18 protein-coding genes are annotated in these 21,078 nt (G+C 66.9%); 16 read left to right on the top strand and 2 right to left on the bottom strand.

The annotated features are described in order from the left end of the window. The first annotated feature begins 278 nt into the window (after positions 1-278). The 6 genes from BN423_RS08330 (at position 279) to phoU (ending at position 5,496) form a co-directional block, all read left to right on the top strand. Positions 279-1,238, top strand: a complete 960-nt coding sequence (locus BN423_RS08330; RefSeq protein ID WP_019239797.1) for a phosphate ABC transporter substrate-binding protein — start codon at positions 279-281, stop codon at positions 1,236-1,238. Between the two features lie 90 nt (positions 1,239-1,328). Further along, positions 1,329-2,228: a phosphate ABC transporter permease subunit PstC gene (gene pstC, locus BN423_RS08325; RefSeq protein ID WP_019239796.1), complete on the top strand. Its 900-nt coding sequence runs from the start codon at positions 1,329-1,331 to the stop codon at positions 2,226-2,228. Next, complete coding sequence (gene pstA, locus BN423_RS08320) at positions 2,221-3,168, top strand: phosphate ABC transporter permease PstA (protein ID WP_019239795.1); 948 nt, start codon at positions 2,221-2,223, stop codon at positions 3,166-3,168. Before pstC ends, pstA begins: the two co-directional genes overlap by 8 nt. Beyond that, on the top strand, positions 3,165-4,007 hold the full coding sequence (gene pstB, locus BN423_RS08315) for a phosphate ABC transporter ATP-binding protein PstB (RefSeq protein ID WP_019239794.1): 843 nt from the start codon (positions 3,165-3,167) through the stop codon (positions 4,005-4,007). Before pstA ends, pstB (BN423_RS08315) begins: the two co-directional genes overlap by 4 nt. Before the next feature lie 11 nt (positions 4,008-4,018). Continuing rightward, complete coding sequence (gene pstB, locus BN423_RS08310; RefSeq protein WP_019239793.1) at positions 4,019-4,813, top strand: phosphate ABC transporter ATP-binding protein PstB; 795 nt, start codon at positions 4,019-4,021, stop codon at positions 4,811-4,813. Beyond that, on the top strand, positions 4,813-5,496 hold the full coding sequence (gene phoU / locus BN423_RS08305; RefSeq protein ID WP_019239792.1) for a phosphate signaling complex protein PhoU: 684 nt from the start codon (positions 4,813-4,815) through the stop codon (positions 5,494-5,496). Before pstB (BN423_RS08310) ends, phoU begins: the two co-directional genes overlap by 1 nt. A 174-nt stretch (positions 5,497-5,670) precedes the next feature. On the opposite strand, the gene BN423_RS08300 is transcribed toward phoU, so the two are convergent. After that, positions 5,671-6,636 carry an N-acetylglucosamine kinase gene (locus BN423_RS08300; protein ID WP_019239791.1) on the bottom strand — a complete coding sequence of 322 codons (966 nt, stop codon included), beginning with the start codon at positions 6,634-6,636 and terminating at the stop codon, positions 5,671-5,673. A 683-nt stretch (positions 6,637-7,319) separates the two neighbouring features. Between BN423_RS08300 and aspS the strand changes: the two genes are divergently transcribed. The 5 genes from aspS to BN423_RS08275 all read left to right on the top strand — a co-directional run bounded on the left by aspS (position 7,320) and on the right by BN423_RS08275 (position 12,801). Further along, the gene (aspS, locus tag BN423_RS08295) at positions 7,320-9,074 is read left to right on the top strand and encodes an aspartate--tRNA ligase (protein ID WP_187367779.1); all 1,755 of its coding nucleotides are present in this window, start codon (positions 7,320-7,322) and stop codon (positions 9,072-9,074) included. A gap of 333 nt (positions 9,075-9,407) precedes the next feature. Further along, positions 9,408-9,647, top strand: a complete 240-nt coding sequence (locus BN423_RS08290) for a FeoA family protein (RefSeq protein WP_019239789.1) — start codon at positions 9,408-9,410, stop codon at positions 9,645-9,647. A gap of 123 nt (positions 9,648-9,770) precedes the next feature. Next, a complete protein-coding gene (locus BN423_RS08285; RefSeq protein WP_019239788.1) occupies positions 9,771-9,992 on the top strand; it encodes a FeoA family protein in 222 nt (73 codons plus the stop codon). Between the two features lie 244 nt (positions 9,993-10,236). Continuing rightward, on the top strand, positions 10,237-12,477 hold the full coding sequence (gene feoB / locus BN423_RS08280; protein ID WP_019239787.1) for a ferrous iron transport protein B: 2,241 nt from the start codon (positions 10,237-10,239) through the stop codon (positions 12,475-12,477). A gap of 129 nt (positions 12,478-12,606) precedes the next feature. Then, positions 12,607-12,801 (top strand): hypothetical protein, encoded by a 195-nt coding sequence (locus BN423_RS08275; protein ID WP_019239786.1) that lies wholly within the window; start codon positions 12,607-12,609, stop codon positions 12,799-12,801. Positions 12,802-12,818: 17 nt separating this feature from the next. Here BN423_RS08275 and BN423_RS08270 read toward each other — a convergent pair whose 3' ends face one another. Beyond that, on the bottom strand, positions 12,819-14,042 hold the full coding sequence (locus BN423_RS08270; protein ID WP_232385545.1) for an ATP-binding protein: 1,224 nt from the start codon (positions 14,040-14,042) through the stop codon (positions 12,819-12,821). Between the two features lie 293 nt (positions 14,043-14,335). On the opposite strand from BN423_RS08270, the gene BN423_RS08265 reads away from it, so the two are divergent. The 5 genes from BN423_RS08265 to BN423_RS10840 form a co-directional block, all read left to right on the top strand. Next, positions 14,336-15,679 carry a glutamine synthetase family protein gene (locus tag BN423_RS08265; protein WP_019239784.1) on the top strand — a complete coding sequence of 448 codons (1,344 nt, stop codon included), beginning with the start codon at positions 14,336-14,338 and terminating at the stop codon, positions 15,677-15,679. Between the two features lie 156 nt (positions 15,680-15,835). Next, positions 15,836-16,498, top strand: coding sequence for a winged helix-turn-helix transcriptional regulator (locus BN423_RS08260; protein WP_019239783.1), 663 nt, complete (start codon positions 15,836-15,838; stop codon positions 16,496-16,498). Positions 16,499-16,674: 176 nt separating this feature from the next. After that, positions 16,675-18,171 (top strand): S1C family serine protease, encoded by a 1,497-nt coding sequence (locus tag BN423_RS08255; protein WP_019239782.1) that lies wholly within the window; start codon positions 16,675-16,677, stop codon positions 18,169-18,171. 243 nt (positions 18,172-18,414) lie between these two features. Further along, positions 18,415-20,607, top strand: coding sequence for an NAD-dependent DNA ligase LigA (gene ligA, locus BN423_RS08250; protein ID WP_019247118.1), 2,193 nt, complete (start codon positions 18,415-18,417; stop codon positions 20,605-20,607). 192 nt (positions 20,608-20,799) lie between these two features. After that, positions 20,800-21,078 (top strand): type II toxin-antitoxin system Phd/YefM family antitoxin (locus tag BN423_RS10840; protein ID WP_043359923.1); only part of this gene is annotated, 279 nt, incomplete at its 3' end.

The following is a 21,078-nucleotide window of genomic DNA, read 5'->3' as shown; positions in this document are numbered from 1 at the left end:
TATAAAACGCTCGTTTCGCGCATTTTGGGTTGGGCAGCCTCTCTGGGAGCGCTGAAAACCGCCACGTATCCCGCCCGCCTTTACATGCGCGCCCTTTTGTAAACAATGCGTAAACCTGCCGTTCACCCTGCGTAATGTTTCATAAGACCCCGGTAATAACCTGCGCGCGAGCACGAGGCGGCGCCGTTTGCGCAGTACATTGCACATCGACGAGCGCGGGCTCCCACCCACGAGTCCGCGAATCAGTCGTGTGCAAGATTCTGGAAGGAGAATCATTCATGTTGAACACCTCGTGCACCCGTCGTTCGTTCCTCGGCCTCGCGGGCGGCGCCGCCGCCTTCGCCGGCCTCGGCCTTGCTGGCTGCGGCGGCACCCAGACCTCTGCCGGCTCCGCCGCCGGTAGCGATGCAGCTGCCCTCTCCGGTACCATCAACTGCGGTGGCGCTACCTCGTTCCAGCCCCTCGTCGAGGCCGTGGCCGAGGAGTTCTACATCGACAACCCCGACGTGTCCATCGCCATCTCCGGCGGCGGCTCGGGCGACGGCATCTCCGGCATCGTGGATGGTTCCCTCCAGATCGGCCGCTCCGACGTGTTCGCCGAGGAGAAGGTCGATGACGAGTCCCAGCTCGAGAACCTCGTCGACAACCAGGTCTGCATCGTGGGCATGGGCCCGATCGTGAACGCCAACGTCGACATCGACGACATCACCACCGAGCAGCTCGCCGGCATCTTCACCGGTGAGATCACCGACTGGTCCGAGGTGGGCGGCACCGCCGGCACCATCAACGTGATCAACCGCGAGGCCGGCTCGGGCACCCGCGCCACCTTCGAGGCCGCCGTGCTCCAGGGCAAGGAGGTCCCGGCCGACTTCACCCCCGTCGCCGAGGTCGATTCCTCGGGCACCGTGGTCGAGCAGGTCGCTGCCACCGAGGGCTCCATCTCCTACGTCGCCTTCAACTACTACGACACCAACGACGGCATCAAGGCGCTCTCCGTCGACGGCGTCGAGCCCACGCAGGAGAACGTCGAGAGCGGCGACTTCAACATCTGGGCCTACGAGCACATGTACACCCGCTCCGATGAGGACGAGTCCACGGCCGCCATCACCAAGGCGTTCATCGACTTCATCATGTCCGAGGACATCCAGTCCACGACCGTCATCGACCAGGGCTTCATCCCGGTGAGCAACATGAAGGTCAAGAAGGACGTCGACGGCAACGTCACGCCCGTCGAGTAGCGTGAGCCCGGCATATCGGCTCGAATCGTAAGCTGCGGGGCGCCTCTCGTTCGCGCGAGGTGCCCCTTCACCTGTTGAGAAAGGCGTCACATGGCAAAGGTCATGCCGAAACGCCGTCTTGAGAACATCGGGCTCACCATCACGGGCGCGTGCGTCGCCCTCGTGGCCCTCGTGGTGCTCACCCTGATCTTCATGGTTGCCCAGCAGGGCCTGACCACGTTTTTCGTAGACGGCTTCGACCCCATCGCGTTCCTGACGGGGACGCATTGGATCCCTGAGCAGGATATGTACGGCGCGCTGCCCATGATCGTGGGCTCGTTCTCCGTCACGCTGCTCTCCACCATCATCGCGCTGCCCATCGCCCTCGGCTCGGCCATGTTCGTGGTCGAGGTCGCCCCCGGGTTCGGTACCCGGGTGTTCCAGCCGCTCGTCGAGCTGCTCGTGGGCATCCCCTCCGTCGTCTACGGCGTGCTCGGTCTCTACGTGGTGAACGCGGCCATGCGCGCGATCTTCGGCGCGGCGGCCGGCACGGGCGCGGGCATCCTCTCCGGGTCCATCGTGCTCGCGGTCATGATCCTGCCCACCGTGACGACGCTCTCCATCGACGCGCTGCGTGCCGTGCCGAACGAGTACCGCGAGGGCTCGTACGCGCTCGGGTGCACGCGCTGGCAGACCGTGTGGCACGTCGTGCTGAAAAGCGCCACGCCCTCCATCATGACGGCCGTCATCCTGGGCATGACCCGCGCCTTCGGCGAGACACTCGCCGTGCAGATGGTCATCGGCGGCGTGGAGCGCAACATGCCCACCGGCCTGCTCTCGCCGGCCTCGACCCTCACGGCCACCCTCACCTCCGGCCTCAACAACGCCGTGAGCGGCACCGAGTTCTACCATGCGCTGTGGTCGCTCGGCCTCATCCTGCTCGTCATGTCGCTCGTGTTCATCCTCATCATCCACCTCATCGGCCGCAAGGGGGCGAAGCAACATGGATAATCGCACCGCAACCGCGCAGGCTCCCGCCGCCGGCGCGCGCCGCGACCTGAGCGCGCACGTCAAGCGCATCGGCCGCCAGGACAAGATCGCCACGGGCATCCTGACCGCCATCGTGGCCTTCGTGCTGCTGTTGCTTGCCGGCATCATCCTCTACATCCTGGTGCGCGGTGGCGGCACGGCGCTCACGCCGGGCTTCCTCACCAACCCCTCCTCGGCCGAGGTCTCGGGCATCCTCTACCAGCTGTTCGACTCGTTCTACATGCTGATCATCACGCTGCTCATCTCGGTGCCCATCTCGCTCGGCGGCGCGATCTTCCTCGTGGAGTACGCGCCCGACAACTGGGTCACCTCCGCCGCCTCCACGGCCATCGAGACGCTCTCCAGCCTGCCCTCCATCGTCGTGGGCATGTTCGGCTCGCTCTTCTTCGTCGTGGTGATGGGCTGGGGCATCTCGATCATCTCCGGCGCCGTGGCGCTCACCATGTTCAACATCCCCATCCTCGTGCGCACCATCCAGCAGGCGCTCGAGGACGTGCCGCGCAGCCAGCGCGACGCGGCGCTCGCCATGGGACTCACGCGCTGGGAGACCACGGTGAACGTGCTGCTGCCCGCCGCCATGCCGGCCATCGTCACGGGCATCGTCATCTCGGCGGGCCGCGTGTTCGGCGAGGCCGCCGCGCTCATCTTCACCTCGGGCTCCGCGCCCTCGCGCCTCAACTTCGCGAGCACGGACCTCATGAGCCCCACGAATCCCTTCAACATCTTCCGCCCCGCCTGCACGCTCGCGGTCTACATCTGGCGCCTCACCTCCGAGCCCACGCCCGGCTCGGCCGAGATCGTGTGGGGCACCGCGACGGTGCTTATCGTGTGCGTGCTGCTGTTCAACGTGCTCGCGCGCGTGCTGGGCAAGTTCCTCGCGAGGAGGTTGACCGCAGAATGACCGATACCGCACACCAGCAGGCTGTCTACGGGGGCGCATCCGCCACGGGCCAGGCCGCGTCCGCTGCCGCCGCGTCAGACGTGCTCCTGCGCACGCAGGACGTGACCGTCACCTACGACCTCACCAAGGAGGCGCTCCACAAGACGAACCTCGAGTTCCGCGCGGGCGAGGTGACGGCGCTCATCGGCCCCTCGGGCTGCGGCAAGTCCACGTTCCTGCGCTGCCTCAACCTCATGAACCGCGAGATCCCGCGCTGCAAGATCGGCGGGCAGATCTTCTACCACGGGCGTGACATCAACACGCCCAAGGAGAACCTCTTCGAGCTGCGCAAGTCCATCGGCATGGTGTTCCAGCAGCCCACGCCCTTCCGCAAGTCCATCCGCGAGAACATCCTCTTCGCGCCCAAGAAGCATGGGCGCCTCCACGGCAAAGACGAGGAGGACGAGCTCGTGGAGACGAGCCTGCGCCAGGCCGCGCTCTGGGACGAGGTCAAGGACAAGCTCAAGCAGAGCGCGCACGCGCTCTCCGGCGGCCAGCAGCAGCGCCTGTGCATCGCCCGCACGCTCGCCATGAAGCCGGACGTGGTGCTCTATGACGAGCCGTGCTCCGCGCTCGACCCCATCTCGACGTACACCATCGAGGAGACGATCCGCCAGCTCTGCGACACGGGGCTCTGCCAGATCATCGTGACCCACAACATGCAGCAGGCCGGCCGCGTGAGCGACCGCACCGCCTTCTTCTACGTGGGCGACATGGTGGAGACGGGCACCACGCAGCAGATCTTCTCGGCGCCGCGCGACCAGCGCCTCTCCGATTATCTGACGGGTAGGTTCGGCTGATGGAGAACCATATGGATACGACGATCAACGAGGACGTCCACCGCAGCATCGAGGGCGTGGGGAGCATGATCTCCATCCGCGACTTCAACCTGTGGTACGGCGACTTCCAAGCGCTCAAGCACATCTCGCTCGAGATTCCCGAGAACCGCGCTACGGCGTTCATCGGCCCCTCCGGCTGCGGCAAGTCCACGCTGCTGCGCACGTTCAACCGCATGTGCGACTTCGTGGAGACCGTGCGCACCGAGGGCACCATCGCCTTCGCCGGCGAGGACATCTTCCAGATGGACGCCAACGCCCTGCGCGTGTACGTGGGCATGGTGTTCCAGCATCCCAACCCGTTCCCCATGAGCATCCGCGACAACGTGCTGTACGGGCCGCGCCGCATGGGGCGCATGAGCCGCGCGGAAGAGGACGAGGTCCTCGAGCGCTGCCTCACGCGCGCCGCGCTCTGGGACGAGGTCAAGGACGACCTGGGCAAGAGCGGTCTTGGGCTCTCGGGCGGCCAGCAGCAGCGCCTGTGCATCGCCCGCGCGCTCGCCACGGACCCGTCCGTCCTGCTCATGGACGAGCCCACCTCGGCGCTCGACCCCATTTCGACCTCGATGATCGAGGAGCTCATGATGCAGCTCTCCGAGGACCACACGGTCGTGGTGGTCACGCACAACATGGAGCAGGCCGCGCGCGTCGCCGACAAGACGTGCTTCTTCTACCTGGGCGAGCTCATCGAGGCTGGCCCCACCAAGGAGCTCTTCTCCAACCCCAAGGAGAAGCTCACCAACGACTATCTCACGGGAAGGTTCAGCTAATGGTTGCAACGCGCAGTGAATTCCTGAAACAGCTCGAGGACATCGACGAGGCGCTCGGGCGCTTCGCGGCGAAGACCGCCGAGGACGTGCGCGCGCTCGCGCAGGCGCTCGCGGGCGACAAGCAGGCGATCGAGTCGGTGCTCGCGGGCGACCAGCCGGCGCGGCGCCAGCGCGCGCTCATCGAGGACATCTGCTTCGACATCATGCTGCTCCAGCAGCCCGTAGCCGGCGACCTGCGCTTCGTGAGCGGGTCGTTCCGCCTGGTGTCCGACCTGTCGCACATCGACGACAAGGCGCGCGACGTGGCGGAGCTCGCGCAGATCCTGCCCGCCGAGGTCACCGAGAAGCTCGGCGACCACCTGTCCTTCGCTTCCGAGCGCGTGGCCACCATGCTCGAGGACGCCGTCGAGGCGTTCCGCACGAGCGATGTGGAGAAGGCGCGCGGCGTGTTCGCCATGGACGACGACGTGGACGACGTGTACCTCGCGGCCGAGGGCGTGGTCATCGACCTCATCAAGTCGAGCGAGACGAGCGCGAAGTACCTGCCCGAGCTGCTCATGGTGGCGAAGTACTTCGAGCGCATGGGCGACGACGCCGTGCGCATCGCCGACTGGGCGATCTTCCGCGTGACGGGCGCCCGCGAGCGCGCCGCCGCCGAGCCCGACGCCGCGGACGCTCAGTAGCTGCGGGCGCGGGGCTGCTGCGGGTGCGGTTGCCTCGGGTGCGGTGTCGCCGCGAGCCGGGCATCCTTCGCGCGCGGCGGCTACGCGCCGGGTAGCCTTCGCGCGGAATACAGTGATTTCCTCCATAGGTGCCGGACGGTTCCCCTTCCTTCCTGCCGTCCGGCACACCCTTCGCTACTTGAGGCCGAGCTCCCGTTGGAGCAGCAGGCAGGCGCCCAGATCCGGTTCGTGGAGCGGGCTCACGAGCTCGCAGCGCTCGGGAAGCGCGGCGGCGAGGGGCTCCAGGATCGCCGCTCCCATCTTGAACGTCCCGCCGACGTAGGTGACGGGGACGCGGGGCGCGGTTCGCGCCGGTTCGGGGCTCGAGGCGGCGCTTTCGCGTTGTTCGCGCTGCTCAGCGGGCTCGAAGATTCCCCGCATGATGGCCGCAACCATCTCGGCCTCCTCCTGCGCGGCGCGCTCGAGGATGCGCTGCGCGCTCTGGTCGCCCAGGCGCGCGGCCTCGCCTACAAGGGGCGCGAGCGCGGAGATGCGCGACCGGTCGCCCATGGCTTCCTGCGCAAACCCGATGATCTCGAAGTCGTTGGCAAGGTCAAGCTCGCGGCGCACGAGCTCGAGGATCGCGCCCGCAGGTTCGCGGCCGTCGCTCTGGCGGGTGAACGCGCGCAGCAGCTCCTTGCCGAGCCAGCCGCCCGACCCCTCGTCGCCCAGCTCGTAGTCCCAGCCTCCGCAGCGCATGGAACGGTCGCCGTTCACGCCATAGGCGATGGAGCCGGTACCTGCGATGATGACGATGCCGTCCTGCATGCCAAGGCCGGCAGCCCAGGCGCTTTCCACGTCGTTGACGAGGGAAAACGGGTGCGCTCCCGCTGCCGCCCGCACCGCGTCCTCGATGGCTGCGCTCGACTCGGCACCCTCGCCGTAACCGCAGATACCGAAGCCGATGCCCCACGAGTCGCCGAGCAGCCCCAGGTCCTCGGCGCGCCGCACGCCCTCCTCGAGCACGCGCCACATGCCCTCGTAACCCGCCTGCGCGTAATGGCAGGTCGGGAGCTCGAATCGGTCGAGCGGGCGCAGTTGCTCGCTGTACAGGGTGAACGCGGTCTTGGTTCCGCCGCCGTCGACACCGAGCCATCTCATGTGTATCGCCCCTTTTCACGCGGGATATCCGTGCTGATTCTCTCAGATTATGCAGGTTTGAGACAGCGGCGGCGCTGCCGGGAGGTGTTTTGGAACGCGAGGGGCATAGGTGCGCGCAGTTTTTAGGCTCCCAGGGCCGTTTTGTGGTGATGGAATTCAGATATGCGCGATTCGGGATGGGGGAACGAGGCTTCGCGAGCAGGTTCGGCGCGCGGGCGTAGACATTTTCCCAGGATTCGCTTGCGTGCGGACAGCCGGAAGCCGCTCTCGGGGGTGCCGTGGGGCCAATATCGCGCTTCGCATCGTGCATATCTGAATTCCATCACCACGTTTTCGATTCTGGTAGGAAAAAAGTGCTCCCGCGGCCAGCCGGCCTGCGACCTCAACCTGCATCGGCGTGCGCGCGAGCCCGCGGGATGGGCGCAACGGCCGTTGCGCGATACCGACTCCGGCCTTTGCCGCGATGTAAACATTTATAGAACGCGCGCGGGCGGTGGCGGCTCCGGCGGCAAGCTGGTACCATTTTGCCTCGTGCGCTGAGCTGCGCGGTCTACGCAGGCTCGGCGGTCTGTACGAAGCCGTCCGTTCCGGCACGGGACGGCACAGATGAAAAGGAGGATCCTGTGGCAGAGACCCAGGCTGCGGCCGCATCGGCTGCGACGAACCCCGCGAACATCCACTCCATGCACACCCGCACCGCAGGCGAGCTGCGCCGCGAGAACATCGGCGAGGAGGTCACGCTCACCGGTTGGGTGTGGCGCCGCCGCGACCACGGCGGGCTCATCTTCTGCGACCTGCGCGACCGTACCGGCATGACCCAGTGCACCTTCGACCCCGAGCACGCGGGCGGCGAGGCGTTCCACATCGCCGAGACCATGCGCCCCGAGTGGCCCATCCTCGTGCACGGCACGGTCATCGCCCGCGACGAGGAGACGGTGAACGCCAAGCTCCCCACCGGCGAGATCGAGGTGCTCGTCGACCGCGCCGAGGTGCTCGGCCGCTCCAAGACCCCGCCGTTCCAGATCGAGGACCGCATCGAGACCGCCGAGGACACGCGCCTGCGGTACCGCTACCTCGACCTTCGCCGTCCCGAGATGGCGCACCGCATCCAGCTGCGCAGCGATTTCACGTTCGCCATCCGCTCGGCGCTGCACAACCGAGCGTTCACCGAGGTCGAGACGCCGGCGCTCTTCAAGTCCACGCCCGAGGGCGCGCGCGACTTCATCGTGCCGAGCCGCCTGCAGCCAGGCAGCTTCTACGCCCTGCCGCAGAGCCCGCAGCTCCTGAAGCAGCTGCTCATGGTGGGCGGCGTGGAGCGCTACTACCAGGTGGCGAAGTGCTTCCGCGACGAGGACCTGCGCGCCGATCGCCAGCCCGAGTTCACCCAGGTCGACATCGAGATGAGCTTCGTGACCCAGGACGACGTCATGGGCGCGCTCGAGGACGTGCTCGCCGACGCGTTCGCGCAGGTGGGCGTCGAGATGCCCACGCCGCTGCGCCGCATCTCCTACTGGGACGCCATGGACACCTACGGCACCGACAAGCCCGACACGCGCTACGGCATGCACCTCATCGACCTCACCGACGTGTTCAAGGGCTCGGCGTTCAAGGTGTTCTCGAGCGCCGCGAACACCGAGGGACATGTGGTGAAGGCGCTCAACGCCAAAGGCGCCGGCACGTGGCCGCGCGCGCAGATCGACAAGCTCGCCAAGGTGGCCGAGACCTTCGGCGCCAAGGGCCTCGCATGGATCGCCTTCCGCGAGGACGGCTCCATGAACAGCCCGATCGTGAAGTTCTTCAGCGACGAGGAGATGGCCGAGCTGCGCCGCCGCTGCGATGTGGAGCCCGGCGACCTCGTGATGTTCGCCGCCGGCCCGCGCCTCGCCTCCGACGAGATCCTGGGCGGCATGCGCTGCCACATGGCCGACGCGCTCGACGTGCCGCGCGAGGGCCACGACTTCCTGTGGGTCGTGGACTTCCCGCTCTTCCACTGGGACGAGGAGCGCAAGGCGTACGCCGCCGAGCACCAGCCCTTCACCCAGCCGGTCGAGGCGGACATCGAGCGGCTCGAGAGCGACCCGCTCTCCGTGGGCAGTCGCACGTACGACTTCGTGATGGACGGCTTCGAGGCCGGTGGCGGCGGCATGCGCATCCACGACCCCGAGCTGCAGCTGCGCATCCTCGAGATGCTCGGCTTCACGGAGGAGCGCGCCAAGGAGCAGTTCGGCTTCCTCATGGAGGCGCTCACCTTCGGCGCCCCGCCCATGGGCGGCTTCGCGCTCGGTCTCGACCGCGTGTGCATGCTGCTCGCGGGCTGCGATTCCATCCGCGATGTCATGGCGTTCCCCAAGACGTCGAGCGGCAGCGACCTCATGAGCGCCGCACCCAGCGAGGTGAGCATGGCGCAGCTCAAGGAGGTGGGCCTGCGCATCGAGTAGGCTGGGCGCGCCGATCGGCCGAATGAGGCGAAACTGAACGCGGGGCAGTCGTCCGATACCGGATGGCTGCCCCGCTCGCGTATGCAGCGGAAATGCGGAGCGCGCAGCGGGTGTTCGCGCGCTTCCGCGGGTCGCCATGTCGCGTGCCGCACGCCTCGCTTTAAATTGTTAGAAAAGGCTAATTTTTACTTCACATCCACCGCGCATCGTGATAGTTTACTTAGGTGAACAAATGAGCGTGCGTGCCCCGACGGTTTCTTCTCTCCTCGGCAGCCGGGCAGCTCGCGGCTCGTTTGCTTCGCCACGTAGATGCGGCAAGACGAAGGGGTGGGCATGCTGGGAGGTTCGATCGCGTCGGCGCTTCCGCTTTCCCTGGTGCGCGGGGGCGACGACGTCACCGTCGTGCGCGTGCGCGGAAACGATTCCATCAAGCGGCACCTCGCGAACCTGGGGTTCGTCGAGGGCGCCGGCGTGCACGTGGTGACGTCGGGCGGCGGCAACATCATCGTGCTCGTCAAGGGCGCGCGGCTCGGCCTCGATGCGAAGGTCGCCGCGCACGTCTTGACCGCATAGCCGCGCGCCCCGCCCTGCGATGCCGCGGGAAGCCTGAGCAGGGGAGTGCCTGCCGGCGGGCGCCCCGGGCGGCGCTGCTGCCAGGGCGGGGTGGCGATAGGGGAACTGGAAAGGGGGTATGCGATGAAAACGCTGGGAGATGTGCAGGTGGGCGATTCGTCCACGGTCGTCAAGCTCCATGGCGAGGGCGCGCTGCGGCGCCATCTCATGGATCTGGGGCTCATCAAGGGCACGCCGTTCACGGTCGTGAAGGTTGCCCCGCTGGGAGACCCGGTCGAGATCGCCGTGCGCGGGTACGCGCTTTCGATCCGCAAGGAGGAAGCGGCGATCGTCGAGGTGCAGTAGCGCACGTTGGCGCCTGGTGGCGCTTTTATTGTACTGGCAGAGTTAGCGTTATATAACATTTTGATCAGATCGGTGCGGGCGGCGCTACGCCCGTCTCCGATATGTCGAAACCGGCGCGACTCGGCAACTGAAGAAGTTTCAAAGCCAGGGGCGGCCAGCGGAAACATGGGTTGAAAGGGGTTGAAAGGAACACGTCCCCAACCAACCCATTCGGCGAGGGCCTGCCCCAAGAAAGAAGGACAGTATGGCAGCTTCACAGCTCCATATCGCGTTGGCGGGCAACCCCAACTGCGGAAAGACCACGCTCTTCAACCTCATCACCGGCCAGAACGGCTACGTGGGCAACTGGCCCGGCGTGACGGTGGAGAAGAAGGAGGCCCGGCTCTCGCGCGACAAGAGCGTGACCGTGACCGACCTGCCCGGCATCTACTCGCTCTCCCCCTACAGCCCGGAGGAGCGCGTGAGCCGCGACTACCTCATGAGCGGCGAGCCCGATGTGGTGATCCAGCTGCTCGACGCCACGAACCTCGAGCGCAACCTGTACCTGGCGCTCCAGGTCATCGAGACGGGGCTCCCTGTGGTCGTGGCGCTCAACATGGCGGATCTGCTGGAGAAGGGCGGCGACAAGATCGACGTCCGCGCCCTCTCGGCGCGCCTCGGGGTGCCCGTCGTCATGGTCTCCGCGCTGCGCGGGACCGGCATCGACGAGCTCATCGGGAAGGCGCGGCACGCGGCCGCGCATCCGGGCAAGGCGAAGCGCCTGGCCTTCGATGCGGCCATCGAGGACGCGATCGAGCACATCGAGGCGGAGCTCCCCGCATCCGTGCCCGATAGCCGGCGCCGCTACCTCGCGGTGCACCTTTTCGAGCGCGACGAGGCCACGGCGGCCCAGGCCAAGTTGCCCGCGCAGGCGGCCGCGCGCGTCGAGGCGCTCGTGGCGCGGTGCGAGCGCGATTGCGATGACGACGCGGAGTCCATCATCGCGAGCGAGCGCTACGCGCAGATCGCGCACCTCATGGACGAATGCGTGAAGAAGGCGCCCGCGCGCATGAGCACCTCCGAGAAGATCGACCGCATCGTCACGAACCGCATCCTCGGCCTGCCGATCTTCATCGCCATCATGTTCGGGGTCTACTTCATAGCCACCTCGTCGGGCGCCATCGGCACCGCCGGCACGGATTGGGTGAACGACAACCTCTTCGGCGAGGGCTTCACGCTCTTCGGCCAGAGCTTCCCGTCCATCCCCAGCGTCATCGAGGGCTGGCTTACCGCCGCGGGCGCGAGCGACCTGGTGCAGAGCCTCGTGCTCGACGGCATCGTCGCCGGCGTGGGCGCGGTGCTCGGCTTCATCCCGCAGATGTTCGTCCTCTTCGTGCTGCTCAGCTTCCTCGAGGACTGCGGCTACATGGCGCGCGTCGCCTTCGTGATGGATCGCGTGTTCCGCCGCTTCGGCCTCTCGGGCAAGAGCTTCATCCCCATGCTCGTCTCCACGGGCTGCGGCGTTCCCGGTGTGCTCGCCACGAAGACCATCGAGAACGAGCGCGACCGCCGCATGACCGTCATGACCACGACGTTCATCCCGTGCGGCGCGAAGCTCCCCATCATCGCGCTGCTCATGGGCGCCATGGTGGGCACCGCCGAGGCCGCGTGGATCGCGCCGCTCTTCTACTTCCTGGGCGTGGTCGCGGTCATCGCGTCGGGCATCATGCTCAAGAAGACGAAGCTCTTCGCCGGCCGCCCGACGCCGTTTGTCATGGAGCTGCCGAGCTACCACCTCCCGGCGGTCCGCTCGTGGGCGCTGCACGTGTGGGAGCGCGTCTCCGCCTACATCAAGAAGGCGTTCACCATCATCTTCGCGTCGACCATCGTGGTGTGGTTCCTCTCCAACTTCGGCGTGTACGAGGGCGCGTTCGGCTTCCTGCCCGCCATGGAGGGCATCCCCGAGGAGTTCACGGACTACTCCGTGCTCGCCATGCTCGGTGGCGCCATCGCGTTCATCTTCGCGCCGCTCGGCTTCGACTCCTGGCAGGCCACGGCCATGTCCATCACCGGCCTCGTGGCCAAGGAGAACGTCGTGGCCACGGCGAGCTCGCTTCTGCACATCGCGGACGGAACCGAGACAGACCCCAACCTGTGGGTCGCTTTCGCCGGCATGTTCCCGAGCATGGGCGCCATCGCGGCCTTCGGCGCGTTCAACCTGTTGTGCGCGCCGTGCTTCGCGGCCATGGGCACCATCCGCGCGCAGATGAACTCGGCACGCTGGACGGCCATCGCCATCGGGTACGAGTGCGCGTTCGCCTGGGTGGTCGGCCTCATCATCAACCAGCTCTACGAGCTCATCGTGCTCGGCAGCTTCGGCGTCTGGACGGTCGTGGCGTTCGCGTGCATCGCGGGCATGCTCTTCCAGCTGTTCCGCCCCATGCCGAAGTGGGCGTGGGACGACGACGTCGCCCCCGGCTCGGCGGCGGCCGCGGCGTCTGCGTAACGCTTGCTCCCCCTCGTAGTGGCCGGGGCGCGCTCCCTCTTCGCGCCCCGGCCGTTTTCTTGCACGCCCGTCCGGAGTCGTCTCCCAGCGGGTACATGAGGTTTAGTATGAAAGCAGGAGGTTGAACCAATGGGCGTGGCAGATATCATCATCCTGACGCTCGTCGCCGCGGCGTTCATCGCGGTGTGCGTGCGCGTGCGGCGCAAGGGCACGTGCGCGGACTGCTCGTCCGCGGGCAGCTGCAGCTCGTGCGGGCAGAAGGGCTGCCCGGCGTGCAAGGGCGTCGACAAGGTCGCCGACGACCTGGGGCGCGGCGTCCGCTAGGCCGGCGGGGCGGTTCCTCAGCGGGAAGCTCCCGCGCGCGGGCGCTCGAGGAGCCAATCGACGATGTTTACGTGTCGGATGCCTCCATAATCGCCGAGCCCTATGCGATCGAGCGTGAGAAGCGTCTTGGGGTAGTTATCTTGAATGCTGCGAAGCGGTGCGAGCTCACGGCTGAGCGTGCCTTCGTCAAGGACGCTGAGTGCGACTTGATAGTAGCTGGTGCCATGTTGGTCTTCGGTAATGAAGTCAATCTCAGTTGAAGCGGCGCGGCCGACGAAAACCTTTCGACTACGGCGTTGGAGCTCAAGATAGACAAGATTCTCCAAACGGTGCCCCAAATCGCTTTGGTCTCGTCCGAGCAGCAGGTGTCGGAACCCCAAGTCGCCTAAATAGTACTTACCGCCTCGTTCTAGGAGCCGCTTACCCTTTGCGTCGTAAGGCTTTGCCTCGTAGAGAATGTATGACTCGGTGAGTGCATCCAGGTACTCGCCGACTGTGGTGGGGGAGAGCTTCGATCCGTTTCGCGCGAGGCCGTCCGCGATTATCTTGAGCGAGAATTGGTTGCCGATGTTATCTGCCATGAATGCGAGCAGCGCTCGGAGGCTCGTGAGGTTGAAGCGCGGGTGGCGCTGGGAAACATCTTTGATGAGGATCGTGTTCAGCACGCCGTCGAGGTAGTCAGCGGTATCTTCTTCGGGAAGCGCGGTGGTATAGGGTAGCCCACCATAGATGAGATAGCGGTTGAGAATCGTATCGTCGTCTTCGCGTTCTGGAAATGCGCTGCGATACTCGGCGAAGGAGAGCGGCATCATATGCAATTCGACATAGCGACCCGTTAGCAACGTTCCCAGCTCACTGGATAACAGGTCAGAATTCGATCCGGTGATGTACACATCGGTGTCCTCACGAGCATACAGCGCGTCAACCGCCTGCTCGAAGTGGGGGATGCGCTGTACCTCATCGATAAAGATATAGGTCTGCTTCTGCTCGCTCACGTCCATGCGCGAGATGACCATGCGGTAGAGCTCTTCCGCGGTCTTCGGCGCATCGAACGCCATGCGCTCGATGTCGAGGTATATGATGGCGTCCGGCGGGGTGCCATCGGCTTCAAGAGCTTGACGTGCAAGCGTCATCGCGGTTGATTTGCCGCTGCGGCGCAAGCCGGTTACCACTTTGATGACATCACGATCGCGCCATGTTTTGAACCAGTTGAGCGCGCGCGGTCGTTGAATGATGTCCATAGTCCTCATGACCGTCCTCTCGTGTGCATCAATGCATCCAGTTCGATGGACATTTCTACAAGCATGATTATTTTATCCAACTCACTGGATGAAATTCAAATATGAGGCACATTCATCCAGCGAACTGGATGAAGAGCGGCTTCTGACGACGCGAATGCCGGCATCTTTGCGGTACCGCAACGGGAAACGGCACGGAAACAATCGCGTGCGATACTGCAGGGCGGATGAAAGGCGCGGCGGCCTGCGCCGCGCGCGTGCACGTTTCCGGCATGCCTCGTTCGAAGGGACGCCTTATGGACAAACAGCAGAACATCGACTTCGTCCTCCGCACCGTCGAGGAGCGCGACATCCGCTTCGTGCGCCTATGGTTCACCGACGTGCTCGGCCGGCTCAAGAGCTTCGCCATCAGCCCGGAGGACCTCGAGGTGGCGTTCGAGGAGGGCATCGGCTTCGACGGCTCGTCCATCGAGGGCTTCACCACGCCCGAAGAGGCGGACATGCTCGCGTTCCCCGACCCCTCGACGTTCCAGGTGCTTCCGTGGCGCCCGTCGAAGGACGGCGTGGCCCGCGTGTTCTGCGACGTGCGCAGGCCCGACCGCACGCCCTTCGAGGGCGACCCGCGCGAGTGCCTGCGCCGCATGTTCTACCGCGCCGAGGCCGCGGGCTACCTCATGAACGTGGGCACCGAGATCGAGTTCTACTACTTCCCGGACGATCACACGCCCGAGCCCATGGACGAGGCGGGCTACTTCGACCTCACGCCGTCCGACTCCGCGCGCGACCTGCGGCGCGACACGGTGCTCATGCTCGAGAAGATGAGCATCCCGGTGGAGTACACGTTCCACTCGAGCGGACGTTCGCAGCACGGCATCTCGCTGCGCCACGCCGAGGCGCTCACCACCTCGGACGCCATCATCACGGCGAAGTACATCATCAAGCTCGAGGCGTACGGCTCGGGCATCCACGCGTCGTTCATGCCGAAGCCCATCGCCGGCGCCTCGTCGAGCGCGATGTTCCTCCATCAGTCGCTCTTCGACCACGATGGCAACAACGTCTTCTGGGGCGAGGACGATGCAACCTACCACCTCTCGGACATCGCCAGGCACTACATGGCGGGCATCCTCGCGCACGCGCGCGAGATCTCGGCCATCACGAACCCCACGGTGAACTCGTACAAGCGCCTGGGCGGCGGTGGGGCGAACAACGGCCCGGCGTTCGCCATGTGGGGGCTGCGCAACCGCTCCGCGATGATCCGCGTGCCCATCTACAAGCCGGGCAAGCAGCTCTCGACGCGCATCGAGCTGCGCACGCCCGACCCCATGGCGAACCCGTACCTGGTGAACGCCGTGACCCTCGCGGCCGGCCTCGACGGCATCGAGCGCAAGCTCGAGCTGCCGCCCGAGCCCACGCCCGAGCTCATCGCCGGCGGCGAGCTCGCGCTCGCGGAGGCCGGGTACGCCACCTTGCCGCGGAGCCTGGACGAGGCGCTCGACTATTTCGAGGACTCGCAGTTCATGAAGGATGCGCTCGGCGAGCACATCCACTCGTTCTTCCTCAGGCGGAAGCGCGACGAATGGGCGAAGTTCTCCGCGACCGTCACGGAGTGGGAGCTGAAGCACTACTTCGCCGGCGCATAGCCGGGGCGGCCCGCGCGCCGCAACCCCTGCCGCCGGGGCCTTGCCCGGCGCCGCGCAGCGCCCATGCGGGCGCATTCGTGATATGTCAGTTGCCCCGTGCAGGCCACGCGGGAGTCTGGCATGCGGTATGATGAAATCTATCGAAGGAGGTGCTCCATGGCCGATACGTGCATCCTGTTCATGGCACGAACGACGCGTTTCTACGAGTTCGTATGCACCCTCACGCAGCCGCTCGGCGTCGAGGTGAGCCTCGCCACGCCCGATTCGCCCACGGCGGCACATGATTTCGATCTGCTCGTGCTCGACGCGGACGGCATCCGCAACGACCGCATCGAGCAGATCGTGAAGTGGCTCGACGACCGCGGCGGCATCCCCATGCTCGTCATCGCCGACGAGGAATCGCTCCCCACGCTCCATCTGCCCGCGCATTCACGCTCCGACTTCATCAGCTCCGGCGCGAGCGAGGTCGAGCTCGAGGTGCGCGCCCGCCGCCTGCTGGGGGACGAGGACGCCTTCGCGGTGGACGACGTGCTGCATATCGACAACCTCGTCATCAACCTCGCCACCTACCAGGTATATCTGGACGACGAGCCCGTCGACCTCACCCTCATGGAGTACTCGCTGCTCTCGTTTCTGGCCACGCACCCCAACCGCGCGTACTCGCGCGAGGTGCTGCTGCACCGCGTGTGGGGCTTCGAGTACTGCGGCGGCACGCGCACCGTCGACGTGCACATCCGGCGCATCCGCTCGAAGGTGGGCCCGCAGATCGCGGCGCACATCACCACCGTGCGCGGCGTGGGCTACCTCTTCAAAGAGTAATGTCGCTGCGTGCCGACCGGTATGCGGAGCTCGTGGAGCCCCATCGCATTTAGTTAATCTTGGCTGAAGATTATCCCCCGGAATCGCTCCACGTCGCGGGCGGGGTACAAAACGGGCAGCATGAGGAATGTCGGGCGCCCGCGCCCGGCGTCGGGAATAGCGAAAGGATGATCTTCATGGATGAGAGGGATTTCCAGCATCGCGAAGGTGCTGCTGCGGGCGAGGGCACCGGCTCGTCGCCGCGCATCTCCATCGAGACCAATCAGACCCCGTCCGAGGGCGAGGGGCAAGGGGGCGCCGCATGGCAGTCCCAGCCGACGGTCGAGCAGCCCAGCGCGACCGCGTACCAGCACGCGTCGGGCACGCAGGCCATGCCGCAGGCCGATGAGCAGGCGGGCGCGCACTGGCAGCACGCCGCCCAGCAGGCGGCCCCCGCGACTGCGACGGTCGATACGCGCACGGTCGTGAAGACCAAGACGAAGAAGATGCCGGTCTTCCTGGCATCGCTCGCCGGCCTCGTCGTGGGTGCGGTGCTCGTGATCGCGCTCGTCATGACCGGCGCGCTCAACATCGGGGACTCGAGCGTCGACGCGCCCGCGCTCTCCGGTTCGAACAGCGCGCAGACCATCAAGATCGACGCCGAGGACACCACGCTCGCCGAGGCCGTGGCGGCCAAGGCGCTGCCCTCGGTGGTGTCGATCTCGGCGGTGAACGAGCAGACCGGCTCCGGTGGCGTCGGCTCCGGCGTCATCCTCGACACGGACGGCAACGTGCTCACGAACTACCACGTCATCGAGGGCGCCACGGCGGTGAGCGTCGAGGTGGACGGTGAGAGCTACGAGGCCGACATCGTGGGCTCCGATGCCTCGAGCGACCTCGCGGTGGTGCGCCTGAAGGACATCGACACGAGCACGCTCACGCCCATCGAGGTGGGCGACTCGGACGACATCACCGTGGGCGAGTGGGTCATGGCCATCGGCAGCCCCTTCGGTAACGAGCAGTCCGTCTCCACGGGCATCGTGAGCGCGCTCTACCGCTCCACGGCGCTGACGGGCACCTCGGGCACGGCGATCTACGCGAACATGATCCAGACGGACGCCGCCATCAACCCCGGCAACTCCGGCGGCGCGCTCGTGAACGCGGAAGGCCAGCTCATCGGCATCAACTCCGTGATCGAGTCCTACTCCGGCTCCAGCGCGGGCGTGGGCTTCGCCATCCCGTCGAACTACGCCATCAACATCGCGGAGCAGATCATCGCGGGCGAGACCCCGGCGCACCCCTACATCGGCGTGACCGTGACCTCCGTGAACGCGTTCACGGCGCGTGACCAGGGCCTCCCGGTCTCCGAGGGCGCCGTCGTGACCGCGGTGAACCCGGACAGCCCGGCGGCCGAGGCCGGCCTCGAGGTGGATGACATCGTGACCGCGGTGAACGGCGAGCCCGTCACCTCGGCGGACGGCCTCATCATCGCGGCGCGCGAGCACCAGATCGGCGAGACGATCACGCTCACCGTCGTGCGCGGCGACAAGACGCAGGACATCGAGGTCACGCTCGGCTCCGACGCCGACCTCCAGGAGAACAGCCAGGACGGCACGACGGGCGACAGCTCGGGCAGCCTCATGAACGAGGACGAGTTCCGCCAGTACCTCGAGGACCTCATGGCGAACCAGTAGCGTCTGCGCGCGCCGCGTCGATTGCAGGGCGTGAGCGCGCACAGGACAGCCCCTGAACCCACGCGGGCGCATGCGATGCACGGAAACGGCAGCGCATGCGCCCGCGGCATGTTTCGAGGAGGAACGGGGAAGACGCGCGACGAGCCGACGAAGCCGTCCGCGCCGGGGCGGGCGGATGGTACCCTGAGAGGGCAAACCGACGAACGGGGAGTCACGGTGAAACAGCTGAACCTTTTTGACGATATGGACGCGCAGGCCGAGGGCATGGACGAGGCGGCGCGGGCGGAGGCCCGTGAGGCCGCTGCCGAGCGCGCGGCGGAGCTCAACCGCCAGCTCGAGTACCACGCGTACCGCTACTACGCGCTCGATGCGCCCGAGATTACGGACGCCGCCTTCGACAAGCTCCTCATCGAGCTACAGCAGATCGAGGCGGCCTATCCGGAGCTCATCACCCCGCGCTCCTACACGCAGCGCGTGGGCGGCTACGTGTCGCCGCAGTTCCAATCCGTCGAGCACATGGCGCGCATGTACTCCATGGACGACGCCATGAACCTCGACGAGCTCGACGAATGGCTCGAGCGCACCGAGGCCGCGCTCGGGGCGGGGCACGTCACGTACACCTGCGAGCTCAAGATCGACGGCCTCGGCGTGGCGCTCACCTACGAGGACGGTCGCTTCGTGCGCGCGGCCACGCGCGGCGACGGCGTGACCGGCGAGGACGTCACCCTGAACGTCCGCACCATCCGCGACGTGCCCATGCGCCTGTCCCAGGCGGCGCTCGCGCACATGGGCGCCGACGCGCGCCGCCCCATCGAGGTGCGCGGCGAGGTCTACATGCCCAAGGGCAGCTTCCTGCGCTTGAACGAGGAGGCCGACGCCCAGGGCCGCGAGCCCTTCGCCAACCCGCGCAACGCCGCCGCGGGGAGCCTCCGCCAAAAGGATCCCAAGGTCACGGCCAGGCGCGACCTGGCGACCTTCCTCTACGCCGTGGCGGATACCGCGCCTCTGCACGTGGACTCGCAGCACGCGTTTCTGAGCTGGCTCAAGGAGGCCGGCTTCTCCGTGAACCCGAACGTCGCCCGCTGCACCACGCCGGCGGAGGTGCACGCGTTCTGCGCCGACGCCCTCGCGCACCGCGCGGACCTCGATTACGACATCGACGGCGTGGTGGTGAAGGTCGACAGCTTCGCCCAGCAGGACGAGCTCGGCTTCACGGCGCGCGCCCCGCGCTGGGCGATTGCCTTCAAGTTCCCGCCGGAGGAGAAGGAGACCGTCCTGCGCGAGATCCGCATCCAGGTGGGCCGCACGGGCGTGCTCACGCCGGTCGCGGAATTCGACCCGGTGACGGTCTCGGGCTCCACCATCGCGCGCGCGACGCTGCACAACGAGGACGAGGTGCACCGCAAGGACGTGCGCGTGGGCGATACCATCGTGGTGCACAAGGCGGGTGACGTGATCCCCGAGGTCGTGGGGCCGGTGCTCGCGAAGCGCCCCGCCGACGCCGCGGAGTGGCGCATGCCCCGGACGTGCCCCGCGTGCGGCAGCCCCGTGGTGCACGAGGAGGGCGAGGTCGCGTACCGCTGCGTCTCCATCGACTGCCCCGCGCAGGTGAAGGAGCGGCTCGCGCATTGGGTGAGCCGCGGGTGCATGGACATCGACGGTGTGGGCGACGAGCTCATCGACAAGCTCATCGAGGCGGGGCTCGTGCACGATGTGGCGGACTTCTACCAGCTCACGGCCGACGACCTCGCCGGGCTCGACACGGGCCGCACCTACCTCAAGGACGACAAGCGCCGCGGCGTGCGCGCGGGCGACCCCATCCCCGTGGGCGCGACCATCGCGGCGAAGGTCGTCGACGAGCTCGTGAAGTCGAAGGCGCAGCCGCTCAGCCGCGTGCTCTTCGCCCTGGGCATCCGCCATGTGGGCAAGAGCGTGGCCGAGGTCCTCGCGCGGCGCTTCCTCACGCTCGACGCGCTCATCGTGGCGAACGAGGACGACATCGCCGCCGTCGACGGCGTGGGGCCGAAGATCGCGCAGAGCGTTCGGCAGTTCTTCAGCGTCCCGGAGAACCTCGCGGTGCTCGAGCGCCTGCGCGTGGCGGGGCTCACCCTCGAGGAGGACCTCTCCGGCGAGGCCGCGCGCGCGTCGCAGGAGACGGGCGTGGCCGAGGACCTCGTGGCGGCGCAGCCGCTCGCGGGGTTCACGTTCGTGCTCACGGGCACGCTCGAGCGCCGCACGCGCGACGAGGCCGGGGCGGCGCTCAAGGCGCTCGGTGCGAAGGTGACGGGTTCCGTCTCGAAGAAGACGAGCTACGTGGTGGCAGGCCCGGGGGCGGGCAGCAAGCTTGCGAAGGCAGAGAGCCTGGGCGTGCCCGTGCTCGACGAGGAGGCGCTCGAGCAGGTGCTCGCGACGGGCGAGGTGCCCGCGGCGGAGTAGGCGCGCCGGGCGGGGCGCGCGGCTGCCGCCACGGCGGCGGGTGCGTTCACAGGTAGGCAGGTAGAAGGCGATATCGACGGGCTCCTTCGGGGCGGTCGGTATCGCCTTTTTGCATGGCGATACACGCTTGCTCTATATGAACGTAGCTATTACTATAGATATTAAGGTAGACATTCGGTCGAGGAGGTTGCCATGTACACGGCGAGCTTTTCCGAGGCGCGCAAGAACCTGACCGAGATCGCCGACCGCGTCGCGACGGACGGCGTCGAGTACACCATCTTCAAACGGAGCAAGCCGCTCTTCAAGATCGTCCCGGTGCGCGATGAGCCCGCGGGCGAGCCGGTCGCCACGGTGGCCAAGTCCCTCACGCGCCGCGAGGCGGCGGAGCGCGCAGCTGCCCGCGCCGACCGCGTGCGCACGCCGAAGAACTGGGCTGACCTCAAGGCTGCGGCGGCCGCCGAGGCGGGGGCG

It is taken from the genome of Enorma timonensis (assembly GCF_000321165.1).
GTDB lineage: Bacteria > Actinomycetota > Coriobacteriia > Coriobacteriales > Coriobacteriaceae > Enorma.
This window is presented reverse-complemented; position numbering and strand designations above follow the sequence as displayed.